This is a genomic window from Streptomyces sp. NPDC002680 (assembly GCF_042889145.1).
Lineage (GTDB): Bacteria > Actinomycetota > Actinomycetes > Streptomycetales > Streptomycetaceae > Streptomyces > Streptomyces adonidis.
Window position 1 is genome coordinate 862737 of record NZ_JBIAQP010000001.1, and the last position, 23752, is coordinate 886488.

Here is a 23752-nt window from a genome sequence, read left to right on the forward strand (position 1 = left end):
GACCCGCCGCACGAGGAACTCCCCTTGCACATAACCGAGTTCACCGACTCACTCGCCGACCGCCTGCCCGGCTGGCAGCACTCTAACCGTGCGGTCCCCCTCGCCGACGACCCGGCAGGCGGGCGCATCTGGGACAGCGGGCCCATGCCGTACACGGCGTACGAACCCGGTGCTCAGCGCACCGTCCTGACGCACCACTTCGGCCTGCAGCTGTACGTCATGCCCCGCCCGTACCGCCCGGACCAGTTCCTGGTGCTGCCGATGCTGCCCGCCAACACCGGCCACGAGCACGTCCAGGGCATCAAGACCCCGCGCGGGATCGCCGTCCCCAGTGATCCCGTCCGCGCCGCAGCCCGGCTGCACCGGCGGCTGCTGACCGACTACCGTCTCGCCTCTGCCACCCCGATCCGGCTCAGCAGCCCCGGCCACCTCCAGATCCACGTCACCTTCGACGCCCGCGAGCGTCCGCGGATCCGCTCCGGCTACATCCGCGTCTTCATCGAGCTGCTCGGGCACGGCGGCTTCCTCCTCGACCCCGCCACCGGCGAATGCCACCCGCCGGACTCCCTCTCCCTCGCGCAGACCAGACGTCAGCTGACCAAGAGCCTGAACCAGCTGCGGCACCGCAACTTCCACGTCATCGTGCACGGCACCAACGGCCCGCGCTCCCACCCGCCCCTTCTACCGGGCAACCCGCGCCAGGGGCGCCGCCGATGAACACCACCGACGACGCCTTCGTCCACCACCAGCTGGCCACCTGGCAGCGCCGCATCCAGCAGACCTCCGCCGACCTGGTCACGCCTCAAACCGGCAACGCACAGGCGGCCTTCGGGCCCCTGCTGCAGCAACTCGTCTCCGTGTACAACCTGTCCACCCTGCTCCTCGTCCACCTGCGCCAGTCGGCCGAGAGCCCACTCGCCACCACCGACACGGGACGCGCCTACCTCGTCCAGCTGGCCACCGCCCTCGACCACACCAACCGGGCAGCCACCCACCTGAGCACGGCCGTGACCGGTCTCGCCGACGCCCACCGGCACACGCCCCACCCCGGCACCGCCGCCCCGGTCGAGAGCCAGCTGAGCATCACCCTCGGACACGCCGCCGCCCTGCGCAGCCTCCAGCGCGCACTCGCCGCCGTCACCGGCCCACTCGCCGACCCTCCTCCCGCCACGGAGACATCCTCCATGCCTGTCACGGGTGAGCAGCACCAGCGGGCCGCCGATCCCTCCGGCGCCCGTCCCGTACGCCGCCGACCCTGACGCACCTGCTCAACCCACCGGCGCCCGACCGACCTTGGAGAACCTCTGGACGCCCGTTCCTTCATCGCCCGTCCCACCGACACCGGGTATGCCGGCGTCGACGTCCACTGAAGCGGATACCCCAGCCACCACCTGCCCCTGCTGCTCGGCGCCCGCCAGTACCGTTTCGGCGGCGACCTCGACGCCCTGTGCCGGCACCTGATCGACAAGGCACCCGAGGGCTGGGCCGAGCTGGGCACCGACCTCCTCGACACAGTTCCCCACCCGCTGCGCGCCGAACTCGTCGGCAGCGACGAACACCCCAGCTGGCGGCACGACCACATCTGGGTCGTCACCGACGACGAAGCCGACCCTGATCCGTTCACCGTCACCGAGACGTCCCACGCTGGATTGGACTGGGGCTACGTCCTGCACCCGCACGGTTGTCTGCGCACAACTGCCATGTCTCATAAGGGGTATGGGCTAGTGCTCGAACACGCTTGTGGGGTGTGGTGAGCTGTGTCTCGTCCGTACGGTCGGGGGCATGGAGCTGACGTTCTACTCCAGTGAGGGCTGGGAGTCCTGGGGGCTGTCGGGGAAGCCTTCCCGAGGGATGGCGTTCCCGGCAGTCAGACCATCGGTTCCTACAGCTGAGGCATGTGTTCTCCCGCGAACAATTGATGCCGTTCCTCCGACAACCCGAGTCAGTACATCCAGTCGTCTCTTAACCAAGGCGGCTGCCGCGACCAGTACCAGTGGTCGAGATTGTTCCGCGCGACTTCGATGTCGGGGTGATCGGGGCCGTAGGCGCGCTCCAGGTCCTCCAGCAACTCCTCGTACGTGTCGATGGCGCTGATCACGTAGCCCGCCGTGCCCTGCCAGCGTCCCAGTTGGTTGCGGGCCTTCAAGGTGTACGGGTGGGTGGGACCGAGGGCGCGGATCATGTGTGGCACGACCTCTTCAAGTATCTCCAGAGCCTCGGCCATCTCGCCCCGCAAGCTGTGTTGGTGTGCGAGCTCGCTGCGGGCGACCAGGGTTTCGAGATGATCGGGGCCAAGTACCCGCTCCAGGTCGGGCAGCAGCTGCACGTGTGCGTCGATCGCGTCAGCCAGGTCCTCCTGCCATCCGGCCAGTAGCCGACGCGTGGTGAGGGTGTGGGGGTGATCGCGTCCGAGGACCCGGACCATGTCGTTGAGCAGCCGTTCGAGCTCGGCGAATGCGGCAGGTGGCCCCTCTGTCTTGGCGCGGCAGTTGGCCAGAACGCGGCGGGTGTTGAGGGTGTCGGGGTGATCGGGGCCGAGCACCGGGGTCATGTCGTTCAGCAGCGCTTCGAGTGTGTCGACAGCCTCGATTCCCTCCCCGTACTCGCCGACTTCCCCTTGCCAGTCGCCGAGGTGGTGGCGCGCGGTCAGTGTGCTGGGGTGTAGGGGACCGAGACGGCGTCGGCAGGTGTCGACGAAGTGCTCGAAGTACTGGGCAGCCGCCTCGAACTGGCCGGTATGGCCAAGGCTGTCGCCCGCGCAATAGAGGACCGGATGCGCCTCGGAACGATGGAGTGCCTCCTCCGCGTTGCCGGTCAGAATGGCAGTGTTGGCCCGCAGGGCCAGGGCGAGGTCAGTGTCCCGTTCGTTGTCGGGCCAGGCAGTGAGGAGGGCATCGGCGACGGCACGGGCCAACTCGTCGAGACGTCCGGGGAGGAGGCTGTCGCGGGTGACGCGTTGGATGAGTTGGTGGACGCGGATGGCCAGGTGAGGGCTGTCGGGGTTGTGGTCGATCAGATTGAGCCGGTGCAGGACGCGCAGCGCTTCACGCATCGTCCGGGCGGTGATCTCGGGCGCGCTGTGGGCCCGCTCGCGCTGCCGGGACACGTGGTCGAGAACCGTAGGTTGGAAGAAGACAGTTTCCGGGATTCCGTTCGGATCCAGCAAGCTGGAGCACTGGAGCACCGGACGCGTAAGACCGGGAGGGCCCTCCTTCTCTGCGCGATCGATGGACAAGTCCCAGGTGGCCGCGACCGCGCGGGATTGCTCGTCGGGCAGTGAGTACGGCGCGAGCCCGGCGAGGCGCTGTGCGCGGTCTCGCAACTCACTGCGGTAGTGCGCGCAGCCGATGTGGGCGTCGACGATGTATGCGGCGGCCTGTGCCAGAGCCAGCGGCAGGAATCCTAAGTCCTCGGCAAGCGCGTGCAGTTCTGGCTCCGGCTCGCTGCGCTGGTTAGCAGCGAGGGCAGCTGCGAGATAGCTGGTTGCTTCCCGCTCGGTGAAGACGCCGACGTCGACGCTCCGGGCGCGACCGGTCAGGGCGGCATCGCGCCTGCGCGTGGTGACCAGGGTGTTTCCGTACTGCGTCTCGGGGGGCCAGAGGCCGGTGAGGTCATCAACAACGGTGAGGTCGTCCAGCACGACCAGCCAGCGCCGGTCTGTGCCGGCGAGCCAGCTCAGGAATCGTTCATCGGCCCCTGACGTGGCCTGCCCGATGTTCAAGATCTGCTCGGCGGCACTGGCGTAGGCGCCCAACACCGCGTTTCGGCTGACGGCGGTGATCCACACCAGCAGATCGAGCTCTCCGCGGTCCCACAACGTTTCGGCATAATGGGCAGCTAGTTGGGTCTTACCCACCCCGCCCAGCCCGGTCAGTAGCTGGGACAGTACGAGGGTCCCGCGGCCGGGCCCAGTGCCGTTGAGCAGGCTCGTCTCTGCACGATCCTGGAAACAGCCCGCCCTTCTGGGAACCACCCCGACGCGGCACGGCCAGGCCACCGGGGGCCGAGGCGCGGCGTAGTGCTCCACTCGGTCAATGCGCGAGGCGGCAACACTGCCGCCCATAGCAGTGATCGCCGTATCCGCGGCAATCGGCGGGCTGGAAAGGGCCGGACCAGTCAGCCCTGGGGCTGGTCCGGCTGCGGAGGGTTTCCAATGGCCACGTCTCCCATGCGTACAGCCGCCGCGGACCCCTGATCGGCCTGAATGTGAGCGTCCCCGCCGACCACCCCGCTGTCGCGGCCAGCCGACACATCGCCGACGGCCGGGGCGTGTTCCGACAACAATTCCCGTAGCTCAGCTGCGGCCTGCGCGCGCCCGGTTTCCTCCAGGTCCTCTAGCAGAGTCTCGAAACGGGTCTGCCACGTGACCTGCTGACGGTCCCTCACCCGACTCGTCACGCCGTCGGTTGTCAATTCGGCTGCACCGAGCTCCAGGCGCTGCAGTGCCACAAATTCCCGCCCGGCGTCTCCGCGGCCGAACCACCCAGCCAACCGTAGCCTGAAAGTCTCCCAGGCGTCCGTCCCTGCAGCCTGTACCACCGCCGTGCCAGCCGCCGAAGCAAGGGCTATCAGTCCCTGGTCGAGCATGCCGCCCCCACCCACCAACACCCCGTGGGCAAGGCCCGCTGCCCACAGCCCAGAGGTACCAGCGTACTGCGGCCAGCAACCATCCATATCCGGAACGCAACCAAGTGTCAGGCTACGCAGCCGTCGGCACAGGTGAGGCACCCCGGGATGCGAAGGGAGCTGACAGCGGGTCAGATGGGACTCATGAGAGGACCTGTGACCATGTCGCTGCCCCCAGAAAGTACTGATTGGAGTTGCGTGAGCGTGCGGTGCGGATGTACCGCACCTCCGATCCGAAGCCGCAGATCAAGAAGCTGGCCGTCGATCTCGGAGTGCATCCCGAGTCCCTGCGCGGCTGGATCCGGCGGGCCGAGGCCGATGCCGGCTAGCGCGGACGGCGGATGCGGCATGCGCTCGCAATAGTCCGCGCCACCAAGCCCACCACCAGCAACAAGGCTGAGGCGAGCGCGACCAGCGATTCCTGCTGCGGCGTCAACGCCTGCCACCCGTGGAGCCGAACAGGCCGACGCCCTGATCCACACCATTGCCGAAGCCAAGAGCGCCTCCGGCTACAACGGCATCTGATGGCAGGCCGGTTCGATGCACCACTCCGAGAGGTGACATCCAGCAACCCAGCAAAGGGACACGAACGCCAGCTTCGGCGGGAAATTGAGTCCCCCGCTAATCCAGCTTAACGAGACGCGACCAGCGCGGGACACACTCACTGCGCAAACAACACCGGCATCGAAGTGATCGCCCTCCACGCCGAGGACCGCGGCCTTGTCGTCCTGTGGGACACCGACCCCAGGACCCAGTTCAGCAACGACCCCCACCTCTGGCGACCCGGCCGCCCGATCCCGGCCGCCCTCCCCTCGCGGACCGCCGGCCCCAGGTCGCCGGTCGCACTTCCGGCAGCGACCACCGCGCTTCGTACGGCGCCCCGCCGCTGCCCCCTGGCCGCCCCTTTCTGCCGCGGAGACCCTCCTGCGCTCCCTCACCGCCAAGATCACGGTCGTCATCGCCACCCGCCTGCGCCCCGACCGGCTCGGTCACCTGACGGCCATGCACGAGAGCCTCACCCGCCAGAGCGTTCCCTGGGAGGCGGTCATCGCCCTCGACGGCGCCAACCCCACCCACCTGCCCGCACCCCTCGCGGACGCCCCACGCGTGCGCGTCCTCGCCCTGCCGAGGCCGGTCGGCGCCGCCTGCGCCCGCAACCTCGCCCTCAACGACGTACGCACCGAATACGTCAACTGGGCCGACGACGATGACGAGTTCACACCTGCCTCCCTCGCCGTACGGCTTCACGTACTGGAGAAGACCGGCCTCGGCTGGTGCGCGGGATACAGCCAAGACCTCCACCCCGACCGCTCGACCACGTTGTGGCGGTGTCCGACCCCGCCCGGCCGCCACGAGGCCGGGGATGTCTGGACTTACTGGAAGAACCCCGAGGACACCATCCCGCTCGGCCCGACCACCATCCTCGCGCGCACCGATCTGGTGCGTGCCGCCCCGATGGGCGGACTCGTCCAGGGCGAGGACTACATGAGCGCGATCGGCGTCACCTGCCTCGCACCGGGCCTCCTGCTGCCCGTCCCGGTCTACCGCTACCGCAAACGCCCCGGCCAGATGACCCGCCAGGACACCTATAACGCCCTGGAACCGGCAGCCCGGCAGCATGCGTGGAACTACGGACACAGCCTGCGAGCCGCCCTCGCCGCCCGGACGACGAGCAAGCAGGCCGGGGTGGCGTGATGCCCTCCTCCGTCTCCCAGAGCACACTCGAATACCTGGCCCGACGTCTCGACGAACAGGCCGCCGAGTTTCCCACCAGCCCCGAGGCCGTCGACCCGGTCACGCTCGCCGACGACATCGCCACGCTCTCCCGCCATCTGCAACACGCCGTTAAACGCACCCAGGAGCGGTTCACCGCCCCGGCGACGGTCCACGCACCGGAGCGTGCCGTCCTGGTCCGGCTCGCCCGGGCAACCGCGGGCATGGCGCACGCTCTGGGCACCCTGGCCGAAGCGTTGGCCTACGCCACGACCGGCTTCCAGCACGAGGCCGTACCGGACCTCGCCCACACGCATCCGCGCAACGATCCCCAGGTACTGCGGATGCTGACGGCCGAGAAGTACGTCGCCGCCCGCGCACGGCTCCGATACACCGCCGCCGACCTGCGCACGGCGACTCCCCTGCCCGGACCCTCCGCACCGCGTACGACAAGGCCGAGCACCCTGTCGACCGTCGCCCCGCAAGAGCTGCGGCGGACCCGCCCCTGAACGCCCCTCGAAGGAAGCCGAGTTGTCACCGCCTCCCGCCCAGATCACGCTCGCCTACAGCCGCGCCGCCGGCCTGGTCGCCCTCGCCCACGGCACGCAGTACCAGTGGGCGCACACCGCCCTGGACCAGGCCGGATTCACCAAGCGGGCCGACGGCAACCACAGCACGCCCGGCCCCGATGTACGGGCCACCGCAGCGAAGCTGCTGCTCCTGGCCCGCCATCACCGCACCACCGTGACCTTCAGCTCCCGTCCGTTCCTCGGCGACATCGCCGAACGAATCGCCGAACTGCTGCCCGGCAAGTGGACCGCCCAGGTCGAGGTCTACTCCCATCCCATCTGGCAGGGGGACCTGCTTCCCGGACTGTGGGACCTGGGTGAGCTCGTCCGCGCGGTGGAGGACCAGCGAGTTCCGTACGCGGCGACGCTGACCAGCGCCACCGGCGTCGAGCTGCTGCTGGCGGAGCGCGGCCCGGATCCCCAGCTCGGTTACCTGGTCGGGGTAATGGCACCCCGCCAGGAGTTCGACAACAGCTACAACAACGTGTTCTCGCCCTCCAGCATCGCCCTGCCCGCACAGCCCGGGCCTGCGGCACAAGCCGTCGCCACGACCCTTCCTGCCCGTCTACCACCGTGCCCTGCACGCACGACGCATGGACGCGGTGATCACCGCCCTCGACGCGATCCGCGCCGAGTACGACACCCTGAGGACGATGCGCGATTCCGGGCGCTTCAGCGACGGCATGCCCCTGCGCTCGCCCACGGTGCTCCGGGAAGCAATGAAGGCATTCGCCGAACGGGTCTGGCTGGAGTTCCTGCCCGTTCTCACCCACGCACCCGGCGTGGTGGCCAACTGCACCACCACGGTCGCGCACCATCCCGCCGACGCCGAATTCGTGCGCCGCCTCGGCGACGCCCTCGCCTCTTGCGCGCCGGCCATGAAGGCGTGGCAGGACCGCCTGAGGGACCTGCGACTCCTGCTACACAAGGCCCTGGAACCGCCGGGGCCGATGCGCACCCGGCTCGGGCGGCAGGTGTTGCCGGCCCTCGGTGTCCGCCTCTCCGAACGCACGGCGTTCGCACGCATCGCCCGTTCAGCGGCCCCCGCCGGTCCCGGCCAACCGCCCGCCACCGCACCCCCTACTTCCACCCTGCCCGCCGTACCGCCCCCTCCCCCACCGCCGACCACACACCGCTGACCAGCCGAAAGGTTCCCTGTCTGTCCGACCACTTCCGCTTCCGTGTCCGTCCCGAGTACGGCTTCGTCGTCACTGTCGCCGCGAGTTCCACCTCTCACCTCGCTGAACGGCTCCATGTGCGCGAGCAGTTCGAGCCCGATCACTTCTCGCCGGGCCTGCATCGGCTCACCAAGCCGAGACGCGAAGGACTGCACCGCCCCCGTCAAACCATCCACGACCTGCGCCACCTCGGCTATCCAGTGCAGGCCAGCAGCACGCTCGATCCGGCTCCCACGCCGACGACTGCCCGGCCTCCGGCCAGCAACCGGCGAGGCCCCCGTGAACGACCGAGGGCGGAGCCTGTGAATTGACCAGCGTGCCGATCCGCATCACCCGCGGCACAGGCGGCGAAGTCGAAGTCGAAGGACCGTATGACGCGTTCGCCGCGAGCATCCTGGCCCGCGCCGGATTCATGACGTTCCCCACCCTGCGCGGGCAGTGGGTCCGACTGCCCTTCGACCTCGGCCGCGCCTGGGAGAACGAACACGCCAGCTGGGCGGCCGACATGCTCACCGCCGCCCGCTACCACGTCGACCTCGACCCAGGCCTGCGTCCCGTACCCCCCGCCGTATCCGCCCCGCCGACGGCACTCCGTACGAGGACGGCGACGACCGCCCAGCCCTCACCGCCGTCCGGCAGACGACAGCAGCACCGCTGACCCGTACACCACCCGACCAAAGGAGACTTCCCGTCTATGGCCGTCCAGAAGATCTGGACCGTTGTCCACGCCTGCGGACACGAGATCACGCACGACCTGTCCGACCGCCCTGCCGACCGGCGGGCCGGATTCGCCCGCTGGCTCACCGAACGCGACTGCAACGACTGCTGGAAGGCCGCGCGTGACAGCGACGCAGCCGGCAGGGAGGAATGGCTCGCCGCCCGACGTGCCGCAGAGCAGCAGGCCGCCGCGGAATGGGCCGAGCAATTCGAGATGCCGCCGCTGGAGGGCACCGAACGTGCCCAAGGTTGGGGCGAGCGTTCCCGTCACCAACTGGCCACCCGCGCGTACGCCGCCCTGGTCACGGAGGGCACCTGGGACGAGACCGACTGGGCGGTGCTGGAGGAGAGAATCCGCACGATCAGCCGGGCCGGATGGTGGATCGACCAAAGGGATGCCGACGGCACCGATCTGCCCGAACTCCTCGACGCCGCCACCGACAACGACCGCGGCTCCGAGAATCCGTACCGGTAGCCGACCCGCGGTTATAGCCGACGTTCCCCGGTTACCGAAACCGGGGATGCTCCGGAGGATTGGCCTTCCACCGCCACCCGTGCTGCTCGTGGAAGGACCCCTGCTGTGTCTGACGCTCCTGGCCCCACGCACATCCCCGCCGCCTGGAGACCCTCCTTGGAGACGGTGACCGCCAGACGGGACATCACCCACGCCCACTTCGCCCCCGGCGACCAAGTCGTGATCCCTCAGCGCGTCGCCAACGGTCTCCTGGTCGGCGACATCATGGCGATCGTCGCTCCCTCCTGGCATCTGCCGACGGACGAGGACGGCTGGCGGCTGCGCAACCCGGCCGGTGGCGACCGTACGTTCATCACCGCCCACCCCCGCTACATGATCCACCGTGGCCACCACTGCCCCGACTGCTTGATCCACCGGCGCGCGCTGGAGGACTTCGTGCTGCCGAAGGCGCCCGTCACCAGTAGGTCCTTCGACTGCGGCTGGTACACGCTCACCCATCTGAACCAGCTGGTGCACGTCACTGATGCCCGGGGCGGACGATGACGCGTCCTGCCCGTCGCCCGGGACCCGCCCCCACCTTGCTTCGTGCCGACAGCCTGGCCGGGAACACCGCAGCCGGTCACCAGTGGCCCGACCAGCGCTCTCGCGACCTGCGGGAACTCGCCGCCACCTGGCAGGAATCGGCGCAGGCGTGCACCGACGCGGCATCGATGGTCCGGGCTCGCGGACAAGGTGTGCTCGGCCTGCCGCATGCGGAGCCGATACCGAGCATCGCCGCCCGACCGCCCTTCGCCGGGTGCGCCGATCCGATCGTGCCCTTCCGCGCAGCGGGCACTCCACGTCAACTCGACCGGCATCAGGCCGCGTTGGAGACGATAGACCGCAAGCTGGACCTGTCGCCGCCCCGCGATGCGTCTGTGTACGCAGACCTGGTCCGCGACCCATCGCTGATTGCGGCCAGCAAGGACATTCGCGAGCTGGCCGGACGAGGCACCGCCGAGGTGCGTACATGATCGTACGCGTGGCACCCCTGGGGGACACCGCCTCCGATGCGCTCGCCGAGGCGCTGGGCCGTCCCGTCTGCGTCGAGGAGAAACTGACCGGACACACGGTGATCGCCCACTGGCCGGGCCAAGTGGACTACGTCGCCTCGGACCGCCCTGACGGTACGAACATTTGGACGTCCGACGAGTGGGCCGAGCGCCTGGACGACCTGTGCTGGAAGTGGCCCGCCACCACGGACCGGCACGGCAGCCGGGATGCCATCTGGCACGCGACGGTTCGTCTGCACCCCGACGACCGGGCGCCCACCGGACCCGAGTGGTCGGAGATCGCCCACCGCCTCGCCCGCACCGCGCACCTCGCGGTCCCCGGCGACGGGCAGGGCTGTCGCTGGTTCGCCATCCAGGCACAGCCCGGACGCCTCGACCTGCTCGCGAGCCTCATCCGCGAGGACGGCACCTGGCAGAAACAGCCCCACATTCTGCTCCGACAACTGTCGGACGAGGCACGGCACATCGAATCCGACCTCCGACTGCTCCCCGTCCCGACCGCCGAATGTCGTTCACTCCGCTCCCCTGCGGCGGACTCACCGTCCTCGCCGCCCGTCGTCCCGAACGCCTCGGTCCAGTTCTCGACGCTGCTGGCCCAGCTGAGCAATGAGGCCGACGGACCGCTGGCCGCGGTCCGTGCGGTCGTCGAGTACACGGCGCAGTGCCTCGCCATGCAGTCCGACTTCCCCGGAGCCAACCGAGCCCGGCACCAACTGGATTGGATCGCCCGCCGGTTGTACGGCGTCCAGCAGGACCTCGACACCGCTGCGGCAGACCTGGCCGCCGCACCCCACCGGGCGATTCCCACCACTGCTCCGGCCGTCCCGCAGCCCTCGGCCACGCCAGCCCGTTCGTCTTCAACTCCCTAGAACTTTCCTGCCCTTTGGCCTTGGCCGAGCGCCTGTTGGCCCTCCGGCGTGATGCTCGATCCGGCGAAGTCCTCAGCCGTGGCGGAGACTCCGACGCCCACGGGATCCTGGAACGCACCGAGTTCGTCCCGTCGCCCGGCGGCGCGCGGTCCACTACCACGTCGACTGCGACGAAGCCTTCGACGCCTACGGCCGCGAACCGTACGAACTCCCGCTCGATGCCCAGGTCGCGTGTCGCCGCGTGCCTGTGCGAAGCAGCCACGACGGACGAAGCTGCCGACCTCCTCACGAAGTTGACCGCACGCACGACAGTCTTCTGACCGCCCGGGCACCTCGCTGATCCTGGTCACCGACTACGACGGGCTCGGCCAGCCGGCCGACCGACACACCCCTCAGCGTTTGCACTGCCTCGCCAACCGGCGCGCACCCCGCTCGGCGGCCGTGCACGGCCGAGACCGGCCGGGCGGGACAGAAGCCTCCGCCGTCTGCGCCTGCCCACCACCTCGTATCCCCACCAGCCCCGGTGCTCTCCCCACCGCGCCAGTCTCCACCGGCCGCCGAGGATGACCCGCCGCCTTTCCCCAAGGAAACCTTTGCCCGCGCTCGATGACTCCCTCGCCTCCTTCGCCGCCGTCCTCGCCGGTGAGCTGTCCGGCCATTGGAACAGCCGACACCACCCCGACCATGGCGGCAACACCGACCACGACGAACTGACCGCCAGCGTCTGGGACATGGACCAGGTCGCCGATGCCATGGCCGAGTACGTCGTCGACCACTACGCCGTTCTGACCCGGCACGTGGATGGCACCCGGCTGTTCGTCATGGACCGCAAGGGCCATGACAACGGCTTCCTCATCGCCGCCATGGCGCCCGAAGGTCTTCCCGCCGAGGCATTCCGCGGCGTCCGCGAGCCGGACGGCATCGCCGTCGACGAGGACCCCTTCCGTGCCGCCAAGCACGTCTCGCTCCGCTTGCTGCCCCGCTACCACGCAGCCCTGGCACAGGTGCGGGACAACGTCTCCCGCCTCGCCACAGCCCCGGCCGCCGATCAGCAGCGCGTGGTGATGACCTGGTCGGGCGAGGATCTCGTGGTCACCAAGCCTGATCGCGACGACGTCGCCCGGACCCTGACCGCGGCCGGCTTCACCTTCGATGCAGGCCGGCACCTGTACGTGCTGTCCGACGGCGACTCGGCCCGGGTGGCCGCGTCCGTCCGAGCGGTAGGCGACCGCCTGTCCGAATTGGGTGTCGGCGTCCTGCTGTCGCGCCCGCCCGGCCAGCCTGCGCTGGACACTGCGCCCGCTCAGCCGTCCGCCTCACCGGCACGGGTCCCGCACCGGACCCGGTGACCCACCTTCAGGAGTTGTAGCGCCGCAGAAGGAGTTCGTTCCATGGGAAATCGTGCCGACGACGAAGGCACCGACGTCGAGATCTACCGCAAGCCCCTGACCTACACGGTCCACGCCGACACCCCCACCGGCGCCCCCGAGCAGCTTCTCGCACTGCTCGACGAGCTCGGCTTCGAACGCAAGACTGTCCGGCCCGCAGGCCCGGCGGGTCCGGTCTACATCTGGCACGAGACCCCCGCCCGCCTCGGGGAGGACGAGCAGAAGCAGCTCGCCTCCCGCGCCGTTCCCCCGCTGCTGATGGCCGGTTACGTCGTCTCCATCGCGGACCATCTCTTCGACCAGGCCGCATACCGCAGCGCCGTTGCGGACGTGCGCGCCCGGCGCTCCGCACCGCCCGCCCATGGACCCGTAGCCGGGGCGGACTCGCGGCCCCGATGTTCTCGTCGCGCCGGCTGAATTCACCCTGGTCTGTTGTCCGTTCTTCAGGAGCTGCGTGCCCCGCCCCACCCCCTACGTCCTGACGGCGCCCGGCTATCTCGCCGACGGAGGCGACTGCGCCCACTTGATCGAGTTGCTTCTGAGCGGCCACAACTGGCGGGACGTGTCCACGATCGACCAGCACACCGCCCTGACCAACCCTCACGGCCGTCTACATGTCGCTCTCAAACCCCGGGGAGCCTGGACCTGCTGAACACCCCGCCGTCGTCGGCCCGTTGCACGAGGCCGGGTGGACGACAGATGCTGCTGCCGCAACGCCCGCAGCCGTGTCACCGGACGGCCTGGTCCGCTTCACCGAGGAGCCCGACCCCAGCCGTGCGCCGCGCCCGTGGCAGGCCGCACGGTCGACGGATTCCGATGGTGGACAGCAGCCTTCAGCACGCACACCCCACCCGGCATCGTCGCCGCGTTCACCCGCAGCCTCGCACGCGACGACCCGCTGCCCCGGATGGCCATCGGCACACCTCTGTACGGCTGCGGACCCTACACCCGCCTCACCCAGACCTCGCGCGGCTACGACGACGAACAGGCACGGCTCGAAGCTCGGATCGCCGAAGCCCGTGGCCGTCAACACGCCGGTTCACCGCCCGCCGTACCGCCGCCCGCTGCAGGCCACACGGCGCGCACTCGCGCGCATTGACCACACCCCCGGTTCCCCGCTTATCACCCCCGGTTTGAGGAGCTCTCCGTATCCCCGCACCACGCCGAAGTCCGCCATCGATCACCGCTGATCGTCCACCCCGTCTGGCCGTCTTCCTCTTCCGCCGATACCTCCGTGCCTTCGTCCTGAGCTCCCAAGACAGGGCCAACCCACTGGCCGCCGGCCGCCCCGAGTCCGCGCTGAATGAGTCCCGGCGCCTCGGTCACCACACCTGACCCTGACCCGTCTGCCACCAAGAGGCCCATGACCGACCCTCCCCTCTCGCTGGTTCCCCACGCCCGCGCGATCGCCGAACAGCTCGGGCAACTCGCTGAGCATCTCTCGCTCGCCCGACCGCACGAGGCCGCCCGCATCCTTGCCACCGTCCTCAGTGAAGACGGGATCCTCGACCGGTTCACGGGGCTGCTGATCACCGGCTCCCAGTCCGCCAGGCACCATTCCGAGCAGGGGGTCTTTCCGCCCGAGGTCTGGCTGGCGATGGGCCGCGCCGCCAACGAACTCCACGACATCCACCTGGACCTCGACGAGCACACCGAGGTCCTCGACGCCCTCGCCGGCACCGGGACCTCGACTCCCACGACGGCGCCGAATCCGGTGCCGACCGCCATGGTCGTGAGGCGACGCCGGTGAGCAGGAAACAGTGGACCGGCTGGAGTGCACCGCGCGCCGGGGCGGAACAGGCCGAGCAGCACTACCTCATCGAGCCGCGTCATCTTGCCGGCGGCGGCGACCTGCGGCATGTCACCGAGTTCCTGCGTGCCTCCGGCTGGAAGGACTCCTCCCCCCGAGGCGGCCCGTTCGTCTTCGACAGCCCCGACAACCAGGTGTGTATCGGCTACGACCCGCACACCGAACCCGGCGGCTGGACCGTCTCCGGCAAGGCCGCCGGTGCTCAGCCGTCGTGGCACGCCACGTTCGGTCGGCAGACTCCGGTGGAGATCGTGGCCGGTGTCACCGACGCCCTCACCCGGCCCCGCTCCGCGCACGCGCCCAACGCCTGGGCCCCACTTCAGCAGCAAGACTGGACGGCCGAGCGGGGCGAGGACCATGTTTTCTCCGCCGTACATCCCGGCCGCGACACCTGGCTGCAGTACCGCCCCGCCGAGCACGGCCAGGCTCTGTGGTGGGCGGGCGCCCGCACCGACCACGGGCAGACCTGGGACGCCGTGTTCACCTCCACCACCCCGCTGTACTTGATCGAGGCATTCGCCACCGCGCTGGCCGACCCTCAGCCCGTGATGCGACCGCGCGAACACGTCCCGTCCACGAGCCGGATCCGCACGACGTCCGTGTCGGTGCTTCCCTCCCAGCTCTCCGCCTGGCAGCAGGCCCGCATTGCTGCCGCCCGCGCCGCCACCTGGGCGCGCTTCGCCACCACCGGTACCCGCACTCCGTCCGCCGCCACCAGCCCGTACGCCACGGCCCGCGGCCGACGCCGCTGACCCGCTTCCGGCGGTCCCGCCCACCCTCTGTCCCCAACTCCCCTCGACCGCAAGGAGGTTCATGATCGATCTGACCTGTGACGACGCGTCCACCACCGAAGATATCCACAGGGTTGTCCACAGCCTGACCGGGTTCACCGCCCACCTACACTCCAGCGCCGACAACGTCGCCGCCGCTCACCAGCTGCGCCAACCGCTCCACCAGACACGGCGCTCGCTGCAACAGCCCCCGATCCGCATCGGGCGCGGCGCTACCGCAGGGAGTGGGACATGCCGGTGACCGCGCGGCAGCTCGCCGCCTTCCGGCGCGACCACGAGTCGACGATCCCCCGCGCCACCAGCCCCCGACATCTCGCCGGATCGGGCGACGCCCGCCACGTCACCCACGCCCTGCTCGCCGCAGGCTGGACCATCACCTCCGACCCCGCTTCCCCGGAGACCGAAGTCACCGGCCCCCACCTCCTGGCCCGCCTCACGGCCGCACCCCAGTTCAACCCATCCGGCAACTGGTGGAACCTGACCATCCACCCGCCCAACTCCCCTACTTGGTACGCCTCCTTCACCCGACAGATCCCGGCCGAAATCCTGGCCGGGCTCACCGACACACTCCTGTTCCCCAAGCCGCCCGACCTGCCCGATCCGTGGGACCTCTTCCGCAGGGCCGGATGGAACGTCACCCAGAGCGAGGACGGAACCGGGCTGGAGGCATCCTCCCCCGACCGGCGCGCGACGGTGACCTGCGACCATCCTTACCGCGACGAGACCCGGTACCGCGACTGGCGCATCCGCGTCACGGAGTACCCCGCCGATGCCACCAAGTACGCCTCCCCAGGACGCCACGTGTGGTCCGGCCACCTCAACGGGCACACGCCCACCCATGCCGTCACCGGCCTCGTGACCGCACTGACCAGCGCCGAACCGCTACTACGCGGCTGGGGCCAGCACGGCTGGCACCACGCCGTCCAGCACGAGGAGACCCACCACACCGGCACCGACATAGCCGACGCCCACCAGCAGCGCCTCGCACACATCAAGGCCCGGGTCCGCGCCGATCGACGCCGCCAACGGCTGGGAACCTCCCCCTCACCAACTGCGCCCGCTCCCGCCATGCCTTCGGCCACCCGCACACGATGACCGACGAAAGACCCGCAGTGGCCACCACCCCCTCCTCTCAAAGCGCCCTCCACCACCAGCACCTCGACCAGTTCGCCACGTTCCTGAACACCAGTGAACGGATCCTGGCCGCGTGGGACGCCTACTCCGACCAGCACACCGATCCCGACGGCTGGCCGTACGACGATGACGCCTACGGTCGGCGTGCCAGTCGGCGCGACGCCGACACCGCCCTCGCGTTCGAGCCCGTACGCGAGGGAGCGCACCAGTTGCTTGCCACCGCCGAGGTCCAGCTCACCGTCCTGCCCGCCCGCGCGGTGCAGAACCGCTGGGTGTGGCAATTGGGCGTCTTGCACGATGCACTCGACCGGCTCGACTCCCTGCACGACGTGTGGCTGAAGACCCTCGACAGCCTGCCTGCCGACGCACGCCCCGGGACCGAGGTCTTCGACGACACGCTCGCCGTCCACCACGCCGAGGCGTGGGCATGCCTCGACGACTGGGCCGCCCACGACCACGCCATCCAGGACATCCACTCCGCCGCCCAGCACACCCCCTCCGTGCTAGCCCCCACGCCGGCCACAACCCCAGCCCCGGTTCCCGGCCGCCGCAGCCCAGCACGGAAGTGACCGTGCCCGACACCGTCATCGTCACGTACAGCGCCGCGCAAGATGACTCCGCCCGTGGAACCGCCCCTCCGCGTACCGCCCGGACGGCATCTCCTCCGGCCGCCCCGGGGTCCCCCGTTCAGTCCCAGGACGGCGCGATCCTCGCCCCCGCCCAGCTCATGAAGGCCCCCCTGTGACCAGCACGCCCTCGCAGCCAAGCCCCTCCCACCAGCAGCGCCTTGATCAACTCGCGAACCGTCTCTTCACCGAGACCGTCTCCCTGGCTGGCTGGACCGAATACATCTACCTGTCGGACGACCCCAGGGAAGCGGCGCAGGACGATCAGCCGTTCGGACGGCGAATCACCCGCCGTGACGCCGACGTCTGGAACACAGTCGCGCCGCTCCGGGCCATTCTTCGCGAGCTGATCTCGATCGCGCGAGCACAGAAGATTCAGGTGGATGAGGTTGTGGGCCGCACCAACACCAGCCACTGGTACTCCGAGCTGACATGGAGCGAAGAGGCCCTCGACCAGTTCGACGCCCTCGAAGAGGCCTACCGCATCCGCCTGGACAACCTGCCCTCATCAGCCGTGGCGGGAACGCCGGCGTACAACTCCCTCATCGAGGAGCGCAACGCCAAAGCCTGGTACGCCGTACGGAAGCTGTCTCTGTACGTATCGTCGATCTGGCTCGTCAACGAGCACTTCGAACGCCACATGCCGCGTACGAAGAATGGCGCGGCACCCCCTGTTCCGCCACCATCCCCTGACACAACACGCGGACCACGGCGATGAACTCGATGTACGTCCAGCCCGACGGGGCCAATGAAGTTCTCATCAGCCCGCCCTATCTGGCCGGCGGCGGAGATCCACGCTGGATCATGGCCGCTCTCCACCATGTCGACGGATGGCGCTACAACCACACCCCGCTCTCCCCGATCGTCCATCTGATCCGGCCCGACCAACAGGCCGGACTGCGCCTGTCCCCGGACCCGGACGAGCCGTGGTGGACGATCCTCCACGCCCCCACCGATGAACACCCCGCCTGGTACGCCCGATTCGGAGCCCGCACCCCGGTGGAGATCCTCGCCGCGTTCACCGACGCCCTCACCGCTCCCCAGCCGCCCGCCGGGACGGCCGTGAGTAATCCCTTCGAGCCGCTCCGGCAGGCCGACTGGCATCAGACCGACGACGACTGGTTCACCTCTCCCGACGGACGCGTCCACGTGGACCACTTCGCCCTTCGCGGCTTTGACCATTGGCTCATCACCACCGCGCTCAGCGACGACCCCGAGGACTTGGTCTGGCAGGCACGCCTCGACGGCAACACCCCAACCCACCTGATCACTCCTCTAGCCCGCGCCCTGACCGATCCCACACCGTTGCGCCGCGTTCTTGGGGGTCTGCCCCGCCGGGTCCGCCCCCACGTCCGGACCGCCGTCCCGCCGGACAGTCCGGCCGACCTACTGGATCCCTTGGAACAGCGCGTCCAGGACCTCTCCACCCGCGGCCGACATCAGGCACCCTCACCACCGCGTGGGCCACTGCCGACACCGCGCCGTACACGCTGACCCGGTCCCCACTACCCCGGAACCCTGCCCTTGCCCAACAGCCCCTCCGCCCCCTCCAGCAGCGACGGCTACGACATCGCCTTCAGACTCCTCCTAGGCATCCTCGCCGTCTCCGTCCCTCTGTCCAACCTCGCCTGGCTGTGCGGCAACCTCACCGTCCGGTTCGCCGACTCCGGCACCTGGGCGCCGTACCAGCCGACCGATGCCCTCCTCCATCCCGAGCGGCTCTGGCCGACCGCCGGAGAAACGTCCCTGCTCGTCGGCGCCCGCGTCATCCCTGCCACCTTGATGATCGCCCTTGCCGCCACCATCGCGATCGTCTGGTCCCGCCGCAGGAGCGCCGACGGCGGACGGAAAGGAAAGATTGCCGGGATGGCCGAGGCGAGGGACGTCGAGCCGCTGATGGCCAGGGCGATCACCGCCAAGGCCCGTTCGTTGCGCCCGAGTCTGAAGAACGCCAAGCACATCGTCGCTGCCGACACCGGCATCCTCCTCGGCAACCTCCAGGGCACCCGCCACGAGATGAGGATGGGCTACGAGGACGTCGCCGTCGCGATCATGGCGCCGCGCTCCGGCAAGACCACCAGCCTCGCGATCCCCTCCATCCTGGCGGCCCCCGGCGCGGTCTTGCTGACCTCGAACAAGGCAGCCGGCGACGCGTACACCGCCACCCTCGACGCTCGCGCCGCCGTGGGACGGGTGTGGTCGATGGACCCGCAGCAGATCGCCCATGCCGAGCGCCGTATGTGGTGGAACCCGCTCGCCGACGCCACAACTTTGGACGGCGCGGGCCGCCTGGCCGGACACTTCCTCGCCGCGTCCGTGGACGCGAGCCAGCAGGGCGACTTCTGGTCCAAGGCCGGCAGCAACATCCTCTCCCAGCTCTTCCTCGCCGCCGCGCTCGACGAACGGCCCATCACGGACGTCATGCAGTGGCTCGCGTTCCCCGCCGACCGCACCCCGCTGGACATCCTCCGGGACCACAGCTTCACCGCGGTCGCCGCGCAGCTGAAGGGCACCGTCGAAGGACCGCCCGAGACGCGGGACGGGATCTACGAGACCGCCCGCCAGTACGCCGCAGCCCTCCTGAACAGTGAGATCGCCGCCTGGGTCACCCCGCAGAAGGACCTACCCGAGTTCCGGCCCTCGCAGTTCGTCAGCTCTGCCGACACGCTGTACCTGCTGTCCAAGGACGGCGGAGGCGGCGCCTCCGCGCTGATCGCGGCCTGTGCGGACTCCGTCATGCGGGCCGCGACCGCCCAGGCCGAACGCGCCGGCGGACGCCTCGACCCGCCGATGCTCGCGATCCTCGACGAGGCCGCCAACGTGTGCAAAATCAGCGATCTCCCGGACCTGTACAGCCACTTGGGGTCGCGCGGGATCATCCCGATCACGATCCTGCAGTCCTACCGCCAGGGCCAGAAGGTCTGGGGCGACGCGGGCATGGACGCCATGTGGTCCGCCTCCACCGTCAAGGTGATCGGTTCCGGCATCGACGACCCGGACTTCGCGGACAAGCTCTCCCGCCTCATCGGCGACCACGACGTCCAGACCACCTCGACGTCCACCTCCGAGTCGGGGAAGTCGACCTCCGTGTCGATGCGGCAGGAACGGATCCTGCCCGCGGACGCGATCCGCGCCCTGCCCAAGGGCACCGCCCTCCTCTACGCCACCGGCATGCGCGTCGCCATGCTCGACCTGCGCCCCTGGTATCTGGAGCCCGGCGCCGACCAGTTGTCCGCCGCCTCCGCCCGCGCCTCCAAGGCCATCACCGCCCGCGCCGTCGCCAAACACGCACCGCAGCAAGATGACTTCGGGACGGCCGCATGACAACTCCCGCCCGCCGCACGCTCGTCGACCTGTACGCACTCGGAAGCAAGACCGTGGCGCTGCGTGACGATCTATGGGGCGCCTTCGATATCGGTCTCCCGCTGAAGCTACCCGCGCTCGGGGAACTCGCGGACACAGCCGATGCGATCGCCTCCGGACTGCGTCCCTGGTCCGGCACCTGCCAGGTCCTGTCCCACACGCACCGGGAGATCCGCGAGACGACATCGCGGCTCGTCACCTCTGTTCACCTCGTCGAACTCGCCTCCGAGCAGATCGTCGCCGGACTCGTCACCCACGGCCGCCGGCTTCAACCGGAAGCAGAAGGAGTGCACTGGGACCGCCGGCTCGCCGCTGCGGCCAGCAAGCCCCTGCATGCCGCCCACAGCCTGCTCGCCCAGGTGCCCGCCGCGTGCACCCACGCCGTCGAGACACTGGCCTCCGTCCTGCCGCCCGCCGACATCGCCACCACCGTCACGGCGCCGACCGAGCGGCTCTCCGCTCTGCAGTACGCCGTGCTGCGCGAGGTCTCCCTCGGCACCGTCTCCCTGTCCCAACAGGCCGACCGTACCCATGTCTTCTGCGACGGAAATCTGCACGTCACCCGGGCCACGACCAACTCCCTGGAATCCCGGGGCCTGGTCCAACTCGAAGTCAAGCACCCGAGTTTCGCCAGCTGGCGCCTTCATCTCACCCAGGCCGGTCGCACCAGCCTGGTGGCCGGGCTCGCTTCCGCCCTCCAACTCCCGCCGACGGCACTACAGGCACGGGTCGCCGCAGTCCGCTCCGGCTCACCAGGCCGGTCAGCCGGCTCGCCCCAGCAGCATCGCCCGCGCTCCCGGTGACCGCGTCTCCCACCCCCGGAGTCTGCTCTCCCTCAACCCGGCCTCCGCCACGAGATCGACGGACGGCTGTTCCAGGTGCCGTTTCCGTCGGCACGGTGCCGGTAAGTCAGCCGCCGCCTCGCTCGCCGCCGAACGGGCAGCGCCATCGTCAGCAAGGTGCCGCCGCCGACGAACCCCTGCACCTCACGGGCCCCATCTGAGTCCGCCAGCGCACGAAATGTCCTCAACTCGCCGCCCACCCCGGCGTTTTGAGAGCGGCTCATCGCCCCACACCGTCCTTCCCTCGGAACGACGGTGTGGGGCGACTCAGGCGCCCGCCCGAAGCCGCTGAACCGCCGCCCCTCCAGGAGCCACCCCATCTCCACGCCCCCATCCGACCTGAACGACCGCGTCCGCCAACTCCGTGAGTTGGCACAGGACTTCGAAGCCCTCCGCGCACGCATACACGACGTCTCCCACACCCCCCGGCACCGACGCGCTGCGCCGCATCGGCCCGCTCTTGCTCACCGCACAGAACCTCACGGCCACCGCCCTGAGGCACCTGACCGCCCTCGACGACAGCGCGTACACCAGCCTCGCCGGCAGCCCCGCCGGTCTGGAGCTGATGGCCTCGGTCGTGTACACCTCATCACTCGCCGGCACCGACCTCGCCAACGCCCTTTCCGCCAACCCATACGAGGGCGCGCCGCTCTCCGACCACCCGACCGACGACGCGTCGTCGCGGACCGCGCGGCACGCCGAGGCGGTTCCGCGCATGGCCGGGCACCTCGGCGATGCCGCCCACCAGCTCGACCTGAGCGCGTCCGGCTGTCGCTACGTGGCCCACGACAGCACCGAGAACCTCACCTCCGTGCAGCACCGCAAGACGGCATCCGCACAGCAGGCGACCGGTCCCGCGCTCACGCTCACCCAGTACAACGCCCTCAAGGCACTCGTGGATGGCGGGCGGCTGTATAAGAGTTCCCGACCCCTGCCGGGCCCACGCCCAAGGAACTTGGAACAGCGTCCGCCTTCATCCCCCTGACCCAGCTCACGGACGCCGTCACCCGGCAGAAGGACGCCAGGTGAGCGAGTCGCTTGACGCAGTACCAACGCGGCATCGTGACGCCGTCGCCTGTCAGCTACCGCGTACTGCCGTCGTCGAGTCCAGCGATGACTCTGATGTCCGCTTCGGACATGCACAGAACCTTGGCGATCTCCTGGGTGAGAAGCGGATCCGGGTTGTGCCTTCCGCTGCGGAGCATGTGGATCGTGGACATCGATCGTGCGGTGTCCCTTGCCATCGCCTTGACCGGAATCCCACGCAGGTCCATCAACCCGGTGAGCACCCTTGCGAACGGATGTGGCTCCAGTCGCCCAGCAGGGGCAAGGGCAGGAGCGAGGACCACGTCGCCGATCTTGGCTTGAAATCGGATCAGTTGGTCGCCCGCAAACCCGACCTTCGCGACGAAAGGCAGGCTCTCACCACCGCTGGAACCGACCGTGCCCGGCACTGACACCTCGGTGAACCTTGAAGGGTGACCGTGGTGATCACTCTCGATCTCCAGGGGAAGACCCGGCTCAACCTGGCTGACCTTCCAGTCGCGGTTCCACCAGGGAAGTTCCTGCAACACCTCGTTGAAGAAGGGAGGCAGAACGGTGAGATCCACCGGGTCCGGAGGGTTCTTCTGACCTCCCCAGATGACGTCTGGCCAGTACGTCAGTGCCGCGATCACGTCCACCGTCAGCGTGCTGTTGGCAATCTCCATGGCCACACTGTCCCACCGGTCGACAGAGCCATCCCCCTTGACCAGGCGAACGTTCTCTGCCACGGCACAGTCTCATCAGGGCTGATCGTCCACCTCTTCGATGAGCTTCGCCACGGTGGCACCCGGGCTTACTCGAACATCGAAGTTGTAGCCCTGATCGCAGAACACCAAGTCGACAGAGTCCGGCATCCACTGGCGAAGCAAGCACGCGAGCTGCGCAGAGTCCGCTAGGGCCGCATCCAAGTAGAGGCCCGTTTCATCTTCCGGCATAGCTACCTCACACGGACCTTCATCCGTGCAGAAGTTCCAGGTGAAGGCACATGCCTCACTACGTCGCGTCGGGTCGACTTCGACCTCCGGCCAAAGGTCCGTGATCGCAGCAGTCACAACGGCTGAGCTCACCCTCCAAGTGGTGGTCGAGCCATCGAAGAACGCCAAGAACGCAGCCATGCCGCGTGTCTACCACGTCCGTCCTATTCACCCCACTCAGGCTTCGCCTGCCACAAACGAAGGGTCACAACCCTGTCTCGATTCTCAATAACTTGCCGATTTCACGGAAATCAGCAGTGGCGAAATATCCGGGACACCAGTCCCGAGGAATGGGCGGACGTGGTCGCCTTCGACGCGGCCATCCACCAGGGCAACGCCCGCGCCTCCGGGAACCCATTGCTCGGGCACGCGTTCCTGCACCGCTCCCGCGTACCGCTCAGCCGGGCCCCCATCGACCACGTCACGGCCTCCGAATGGGCAGCGCGTCAGCAGGAACTCGACGACCCTGCCGCTGCGGCCGAGGAGTTGGAGGACGGCGTGGCCGATGGCTGTTCTCCCTGGGCCTGCCGGGGTGAAGCCGAGCCCGTACAGGACGACTTCGGACTGGCTTCTTGAGACGG

General features: G+C 69.2%; 31 protein-coding genes. 26 read left to right on the plus strand and 5 right to left on the minus strand.

Annotation, left to right across the window (positions count from 1 at the left end; genetic code table 11):
* Window positions 1–24 precede the first annotated feature (24 nt).
* On the plus strand, window positions 25–717 hold the full coding sequence (locus ACFYXF_RS03920; RefSeq protein ID WP_389347859.1) for a hypothetical protein: 693 nt from the start codon (window positions 25–27) through the stop codon (window positions 715–717).
* Window positions 714–1259, plus strand: a complete 546-nt coding sequence (locus tag ACFYXF_RS03925; RefSeq protein WP_389347861.1) for a hypothetical protein — start codon at window positions 714–716, stop codon at window positions 1257–1259. The genes ACFYXF_RS03920 and ACFYXF_RS03925 overlap by 4 nt, the downstream gene beginning before the upstream one ends.
* Before the next feature lie 9 nt (window positions 1260–1268).
* On the opposite strand, the gene ACFYXF_RS03930 is transcribed toward ACFYXF_RS03925, so the two are convergent.
* Entirely contained in the window at window positions 1269–1643 is a 375-nt protein-coding gene (locus ACFYXF_RS03930) for a hypothetical protein (RefSeq protein WP_389347863.1), read from the minus strand.
* Window positions 1644–1942: 299 nt separating this feature from the next.
* Complete coding sequence (locus tag ACFYXF_RS03935; RefSeq protein WP_389347865.1) at window positions 1943–3856, minus strand: tetratricopeptide repeat protein; 1914 nt, start codon at window positions 3854–3856, stop codon at window positions 1943–1945.
* Between the two features lie 964 nt (window positions 3857–4820).
* Between ACFYXF_RS03935 and ACFYXF_RS03940 the strand changes: the two genes are divergently transcribed.
* The 3 genes from ACFYXF_RS03940 to ACFYXF_RS03950 all read left to right on the plus strand — a co-directional run bounded on the left by ACFYXF_RS03940 (window position 4821) and on the right by ACFYXF_RS03950 (window position 6848).
* Window positions 4821–4955 (plus strand): transposase, encoded by a 135-nt coding sequence (locus ACFYXF_RS03940; RefSeq protein WP_389347867.1) that lies wholly within the window; start codon window positions 4821–4823, stop codon window positions 4953–4955.
* Between the two features lie 616 nt (window positions 4956–5571).
* Window positions 5572–6321 carry a glycosyltransferase family 2 protein gene (locus ACFYXF_RS03945; RefSeq protein ID WP_389348457.1) on the plus strand — a complete coding sequence of 250 codons (750 nt, stop codon included), beginning with the start codon at window positions 5572–5574 and terminating at the stop codon, window positions 6319–6321.
* On the plus strand, window positions 6321–6848 hold the full coding sequence (locus ACFYXF_RS03950) for a hypothetical protein (protein ID WP_389347869.1): 528 nt from the start codon (window positions 6321–6323) through the stop codon (window positions 6846–6848). The genes ACFYXF_RS03945 and ACFYXF_RS03950 overlap by 1 nt, the downstream gene beginning before the upstream one ends.
* Window positions 6849–6873: 25 nt before the next feature.
* Here ACFYXF_RS03950 and ACFYXF_RS03955 read toward each other — a convergent pair whose 3' ends face one another.
* On the minus strand, window positions 6874–7182 hold the full coding sequence (locus tag ACFYXF_RS03955) for a hypothetical protein (RefSeq protein ID WP_389347871.1): 309 nt from the start codon (window positions 7180–7182) through the stop codon (window positions 6874–6876).
* A 319-nt stretch (window positions 7183–7501) separates the two neighbouring features.
* Here ACFYXF_RS03955 and ACFYXF_RS03960 point away from each other — a divergent pair, with 319 nt between their 5' ends.
* The 20 genes from ACFYXF_RS03960 (at window position 7502) to ACFYXF_RS04055 (ending at window position 22138) form a co-directional block, all read left to right on the plus strand.
* Window positions 7502–8047 carry a hypothetical protein gene (locus ACFYXF_RS03960; protein ID WP_389347873.1) on the plus strand — a complete coding sequence of 182 codons (546 nt, stop codon included), beginning with the start codon at window positions 7502–7504 and terminating at the stop codon, window positions 8045–8047.
* Window positions 8048–8402: 355 nt separating this feature from the next.
* The gene (locus tag ACFYXF_RS03965) at window positions 8403–8744 is read left to right on the plus strand and encodes a hypothetical protein (protein WP_389348458.1); all 342 of its coding nucleotides are present in this window, start codon (window positions 8403–8405) and stop codon (window positions 8742–8744) included.
* 36 nt (window positions 8745–8780) lie between these two features.
* Window positions 8781–9278: a hypothetical protein gene (locus tag ACFYXF_RS03970; protein WP_389347876.1), complete on the plus strand. Its 498-nt coding sequence runs from the start codon at window positions 8781–8783 to the stop codon at window positions 9276–9278.
* 105 nt (window positions 9279–9383) lie between these two features.
* Entirely contained in the window at window positions 9384–9821 is a 438-nt protein-coding gene (locus ACFYXF_RS03975) for a hypothetical protein (protein ID WP_389347878.1), read from the plus strand.
* 35 nt (window positions 9822–9856) lie between these two features.
* Complete coding sequence (locus ACFYXF_RS03980; RefSeq protein WP_389347880.1) at window positions 9857–10291, plus strand: hypothetical protein; 435 nt, start codon at window positions 9857–9859, stop codon at window positions 10289–10291.
* Window positions 10288–11199 (plus strand): hypothetical protein, encoded by a 912-nt coding sequence (locus ACFYXF_RS03985; RefSeq protein ID WP_389347882.1) that lies wholly within the window; start codon window positions 10288–10290, stop codon window positions 11197–11199. Before ACFYXF_RS03980 ends, ACFYXF_RS03985 begins: the two co-directional genes overlap by 4 nt.
* Window positions 11200–11792: 593 nt before the next feature.
* A complete protein-coding gene (locus ACFYXF_RS03990) occupies window positions 11793–12548 on the plus strand; it encodes a hypothetical protein (RefSeq protein ID WP_389347884.1) in 756 nt (251 codons plus the stop codon).
* Between the two features lie 42 nt (window positions 12549–12590).
* On the plus strand, window positions 12591–13004 hold the full coding sequence (locus ACFYXF_RS03995; protein WP_389347886.1) for a hypothetical protein: 414 nt from the start codon (window positions 12591–12593) through the stop codon (window positions 13002–13004).
* A 37-nt stretch (window positions 13005–13041) separates the two neighbouring features.
* Entirely contained in the window at window positions 13042–13239 is a 198-nt protein-coding gene (locus ACFYXF_RS04000; protein ID WP_389347889.1) for a hypothetical protein, read from the plus strand.
* A gap of 135 nt (window positions 13240–13374) precedes the next feature.
* Window positions 13375–13686, plus strand: a complete 312-nt coding sequence (locus ACFYXF_RS04005; RefSeq protein ID WP_389347891.1) for a DUF317 domain-containing protein — start codon at window positions 13375–13377, stop codon at window positions 13684–13686.
* Window positions 13687–13950: 264 nt separating this feature from the next.
* Window positions 13951–14337 carry a hypothetical protein gene (locus tag ACFYXF_RS04010; RefSeq protein WP_389347893.1) on the plus strand — a complete coding sequence of 129 codons (387 nt, stop codon included), beginning with the start codon at window positions 13951–13953 and terminating at the stop codon, window positions 14335–14337.
* On the plus strand, window positions 14334–15149 hold the full coding sequence (locus ACFYXF_RS04015) for a DUF317 domain-containing protein (RefSeq protein ID WP_389347895.1): 816 nt from the start codon (window positions 14334–14336) through the stop codon (window positions 15147–15149). Before ACFYXF_RS04010 ends, ACFYXF_RS04015 begins: the two co-directional genes overlap by 4 nt.
* Before the next feature lie 61 nt (window positions 15150–15210).
* On the plus strand, window positions 15211–15429 hold the full coding sequence (locus ACFYXF_RS04020) for a hypothetical protein (RefSeq protein WP_389347897.1): 219 nt from the start codon (window positions 15211–15213) through the stop codon (window positions 15427–15429).
* A complete protein-coding gene (locus tag ACFYXF_RS04025) occupies window positions 15420–16283 on the plus strand; it encodes a DUF317 domain-containing protein (RefSeq protein WP_389347899.1) in 864 nt (287 codons plus the stop codon). The genes ACFYXF_RS04020 and ACFYXF_RS04025 overlap by 10 nt, the downstream gene beginning before the upstream one ends.
* The gene (locus ACFYXF_RS04030; protein ID WP_389347901.1) at window positions 16280–16891 is read left to right on the plus strand and encodes a hypothetical protein; all 612 of its coding nucleotides are present in this window, start codon (window positions 16280–16282) and stop codon (window positions 16889–16891) included. The genes ACFYXF_RS04025 and ACFYXF_RS04030 overlap by 4 nt, the downstream gene beginning before the upstream one ends.
* Window positions 16892–17063: 172 nt before the next feature.
* On the plus strand, window positions 17064–17666 hold the full coding sequence (locus ACFYXF_RS04035) for a hypothetical protein (protein ID WP_389347903.1): 603 nt from the start codon (window positions 17064–17066) through the stop codon (window positions 17664–17666).
* Complete coding sequence (locus ACFYXF_RS04040; protein WP_389347905.1) at window positions 17663–18442, plus strand: DUF317 domain-containing protein; 780 nt, start codon at window positions 17663–17665, stop codon at window positions 18440–18442. The genes ACFYXF_RS04035 and ACFYXF_RS04040 overlap by 4 nt, the downstream gene beginning before the upstream one ends.
* Before the next feature lie 24 nt (window positions 18443–18466).
* On the plus strand, window positions 18467–20272 hold the full coding sequence (locus tag ACFYXF_RS04045) for a type IV secretory system conjugative DNA transfer family protein (RefSeq protein WP_389348459.1): 1806 nt from the start codon (window positions 18467–18469) through the stop codon (window positions 20270–20272).
* Entirely contained in the window at window positions 20269–21114 is an 846-nt protein-coding gene (locus tag ACFYXF_RS04050; RefSeq protein ID WP_389347907.1) for a hypothetical protein, read from the plus strand. The genes ACFYXF_RS04045 and ACFYXF_RS04050 overlap by 4 nt, the downstream gene beginning before the upstream one ends.
* A gap of 403 nt (window positions 21115–21517) precedes the next feature.
* Window positions 21518–22138: a hypothetical protein gene (locus ACFYXF_RS04055; RefSeq protein ID WP_389347909.1), complete on the plus strand. Its 621-nt coding sequence runs from the start codon at window positions 21518–21520 to the stop codon at window positions 22136–22138.
* Window positions 22139–22235: 97 nt separating this feature from the next.
* Here the strand turns inward: ACFYXF_RS04055 and ACFYXF_RS04060 are convergent, their stop codons facing one another.
* Together ACFYXF_RS04060 and ACFYXF_RS04065 are read right to left on the minus strand one after the other, a co-directional pair.
* Window positions 22236–22925 carry an XRE family transcriptional regulator gene (locus ACFYXF_RS04060; RefSeq protein ID WP_389347911.1) on the minus strand — a complete coding sequence of 230 codons (690 nt, stop codon included), beginning with the start codon at window positions 22923–22925 and terminating at the stop codon, window positions 22236–22238.
* A gap of 12 nt (window positions 22926–22937) precedes the next feature.
* The gene (locus ACFYXF_RS04065) at window positions 22938–23312 is read right to left on the minus strand and encodes a hypothetical protein (protein WP_389347913.1); all 375 of its coding nucleotides are present in this window, start codon (window positions 23310–23312) and stop codon (window positions 22938–22940) included.
* 159 nt (window positions 23313–23471) lie between these two features.
* Here ACFYXF_RS04065 and ACFYXF_RS04070 point away from each other — a divergent pair, with 159 nt between their 5' ends.
* On the plus strand, window positions 23472–23747 hold the full coding sequence (locus ACFYXF_RS04070) for a hypothetical protein (protein ID WP_389347915.1): 276 nt from the start codon (window positions 23472–23474) through the stop codon (window positions 23745–23747).
* Window positions 23748–23752 lie beyond the last annotated feature (5 nt).

Bases quoted from the DNA above. Each gene is read 5' to 3' on its own strand.
- ACFYXF_RS03950 (WP_389347869.1), top strand. From the start codon at position 6,321: ATGCCCTCCTCCGTCTCCCAGAGCACACTCGAATACCTGGCCCGACGT.
- ACFYXF_RS03925 (WP_389347861.1), top strand. From the start codon at position 714: ATGAACACCACCGACGACGCCTTCGTCCACCACCAGCTGGCCACCTGG.
- ACFYXF_RS04030 (WP_389347901.1), top strand. From the start codon at position 16,280: ATGACCGACGAAAGACCCGCAGTGGCCACCACCCCCTCCTCTCAAAGC.
- ACFYXF_RS04010 (WP_389347893.1), top strand. From the start codon at position 13,951: ATGACCGACCCTCCCCTCTCGCTGGTTCCCCACGCCCGCGCGATCGCC.
- ACFYXF_RS04025 (WP_389347899.1), top strand. From the start codon at position 15,420: ATGCCGGTGACCGCGCGGCAGCTCGCCGCCTTCCGGCGCGACCACGAG.
- ACFYXF_RS03985 (WP_389347882.1), top strand. From the start codon at position 10,288: ATGATCGTACGCGTGGCACCCCTGGGGGACACCGCCTCCGATGCGCTC.
- ACFYXF_RS03995 (WP_389347886.1), top strand. From the start codon at position 12,591: ATGGGAAATCGTGCCGACGACGAAGGCACCGACGTCGAGATCTACCGC.
- ACFYXF_RS04065 (WP_389347913.1), bottom strand. From the start codon at position 23,312: ATGGCTGCGTTCTTGGCGTTCTTCGATGGCTCGACCACCACTTGGAGG.
- ACFYXF_RS04020 (WP_389347897.1), top strand. From the start codon at position 15,211: ATGATCGATCTGACCTGTGACGACGCGTCCACCACCGAAGATATCCAC.
- ACFYXF_RS03970 (WP_389347876.1), top strand. From the start codon at position 8,781: ATGGCCGTCCAGAAGATCTGGACCGTTGTCCACGCCTGCGGACACGAG.
- ACFYXF_RS03955 (WP_389347871.1), bottom strand. From the start codon at position 7,182: ATGGGAGTAGACCTCGACCTGGGCGGTCCACTTGCCGGGCAGCAGTTC.
- ACFYXF_RS04040 (WP_389347905.1), top strand. From the start codon at position 17,663: ATGAACTCGATGTACGTCCAGCCCGACGGGGCCAATGAAGTTCTCATC.
- ACFYXF_RS03960 (WP_389347873.1), top strand. From the start codon at position 7,502: ATGGACGCGGTGATCACCGCCCTCGACGCGATCCGCGCCGAGTACGAC.
- ACFYXF_RS04050 (WP_389347907.1), top strand. From the start codon at position 20,269: ATGACAACTCCCGCCCGCCGCACGCTCGTCGACCTGTACGCACTCGGA.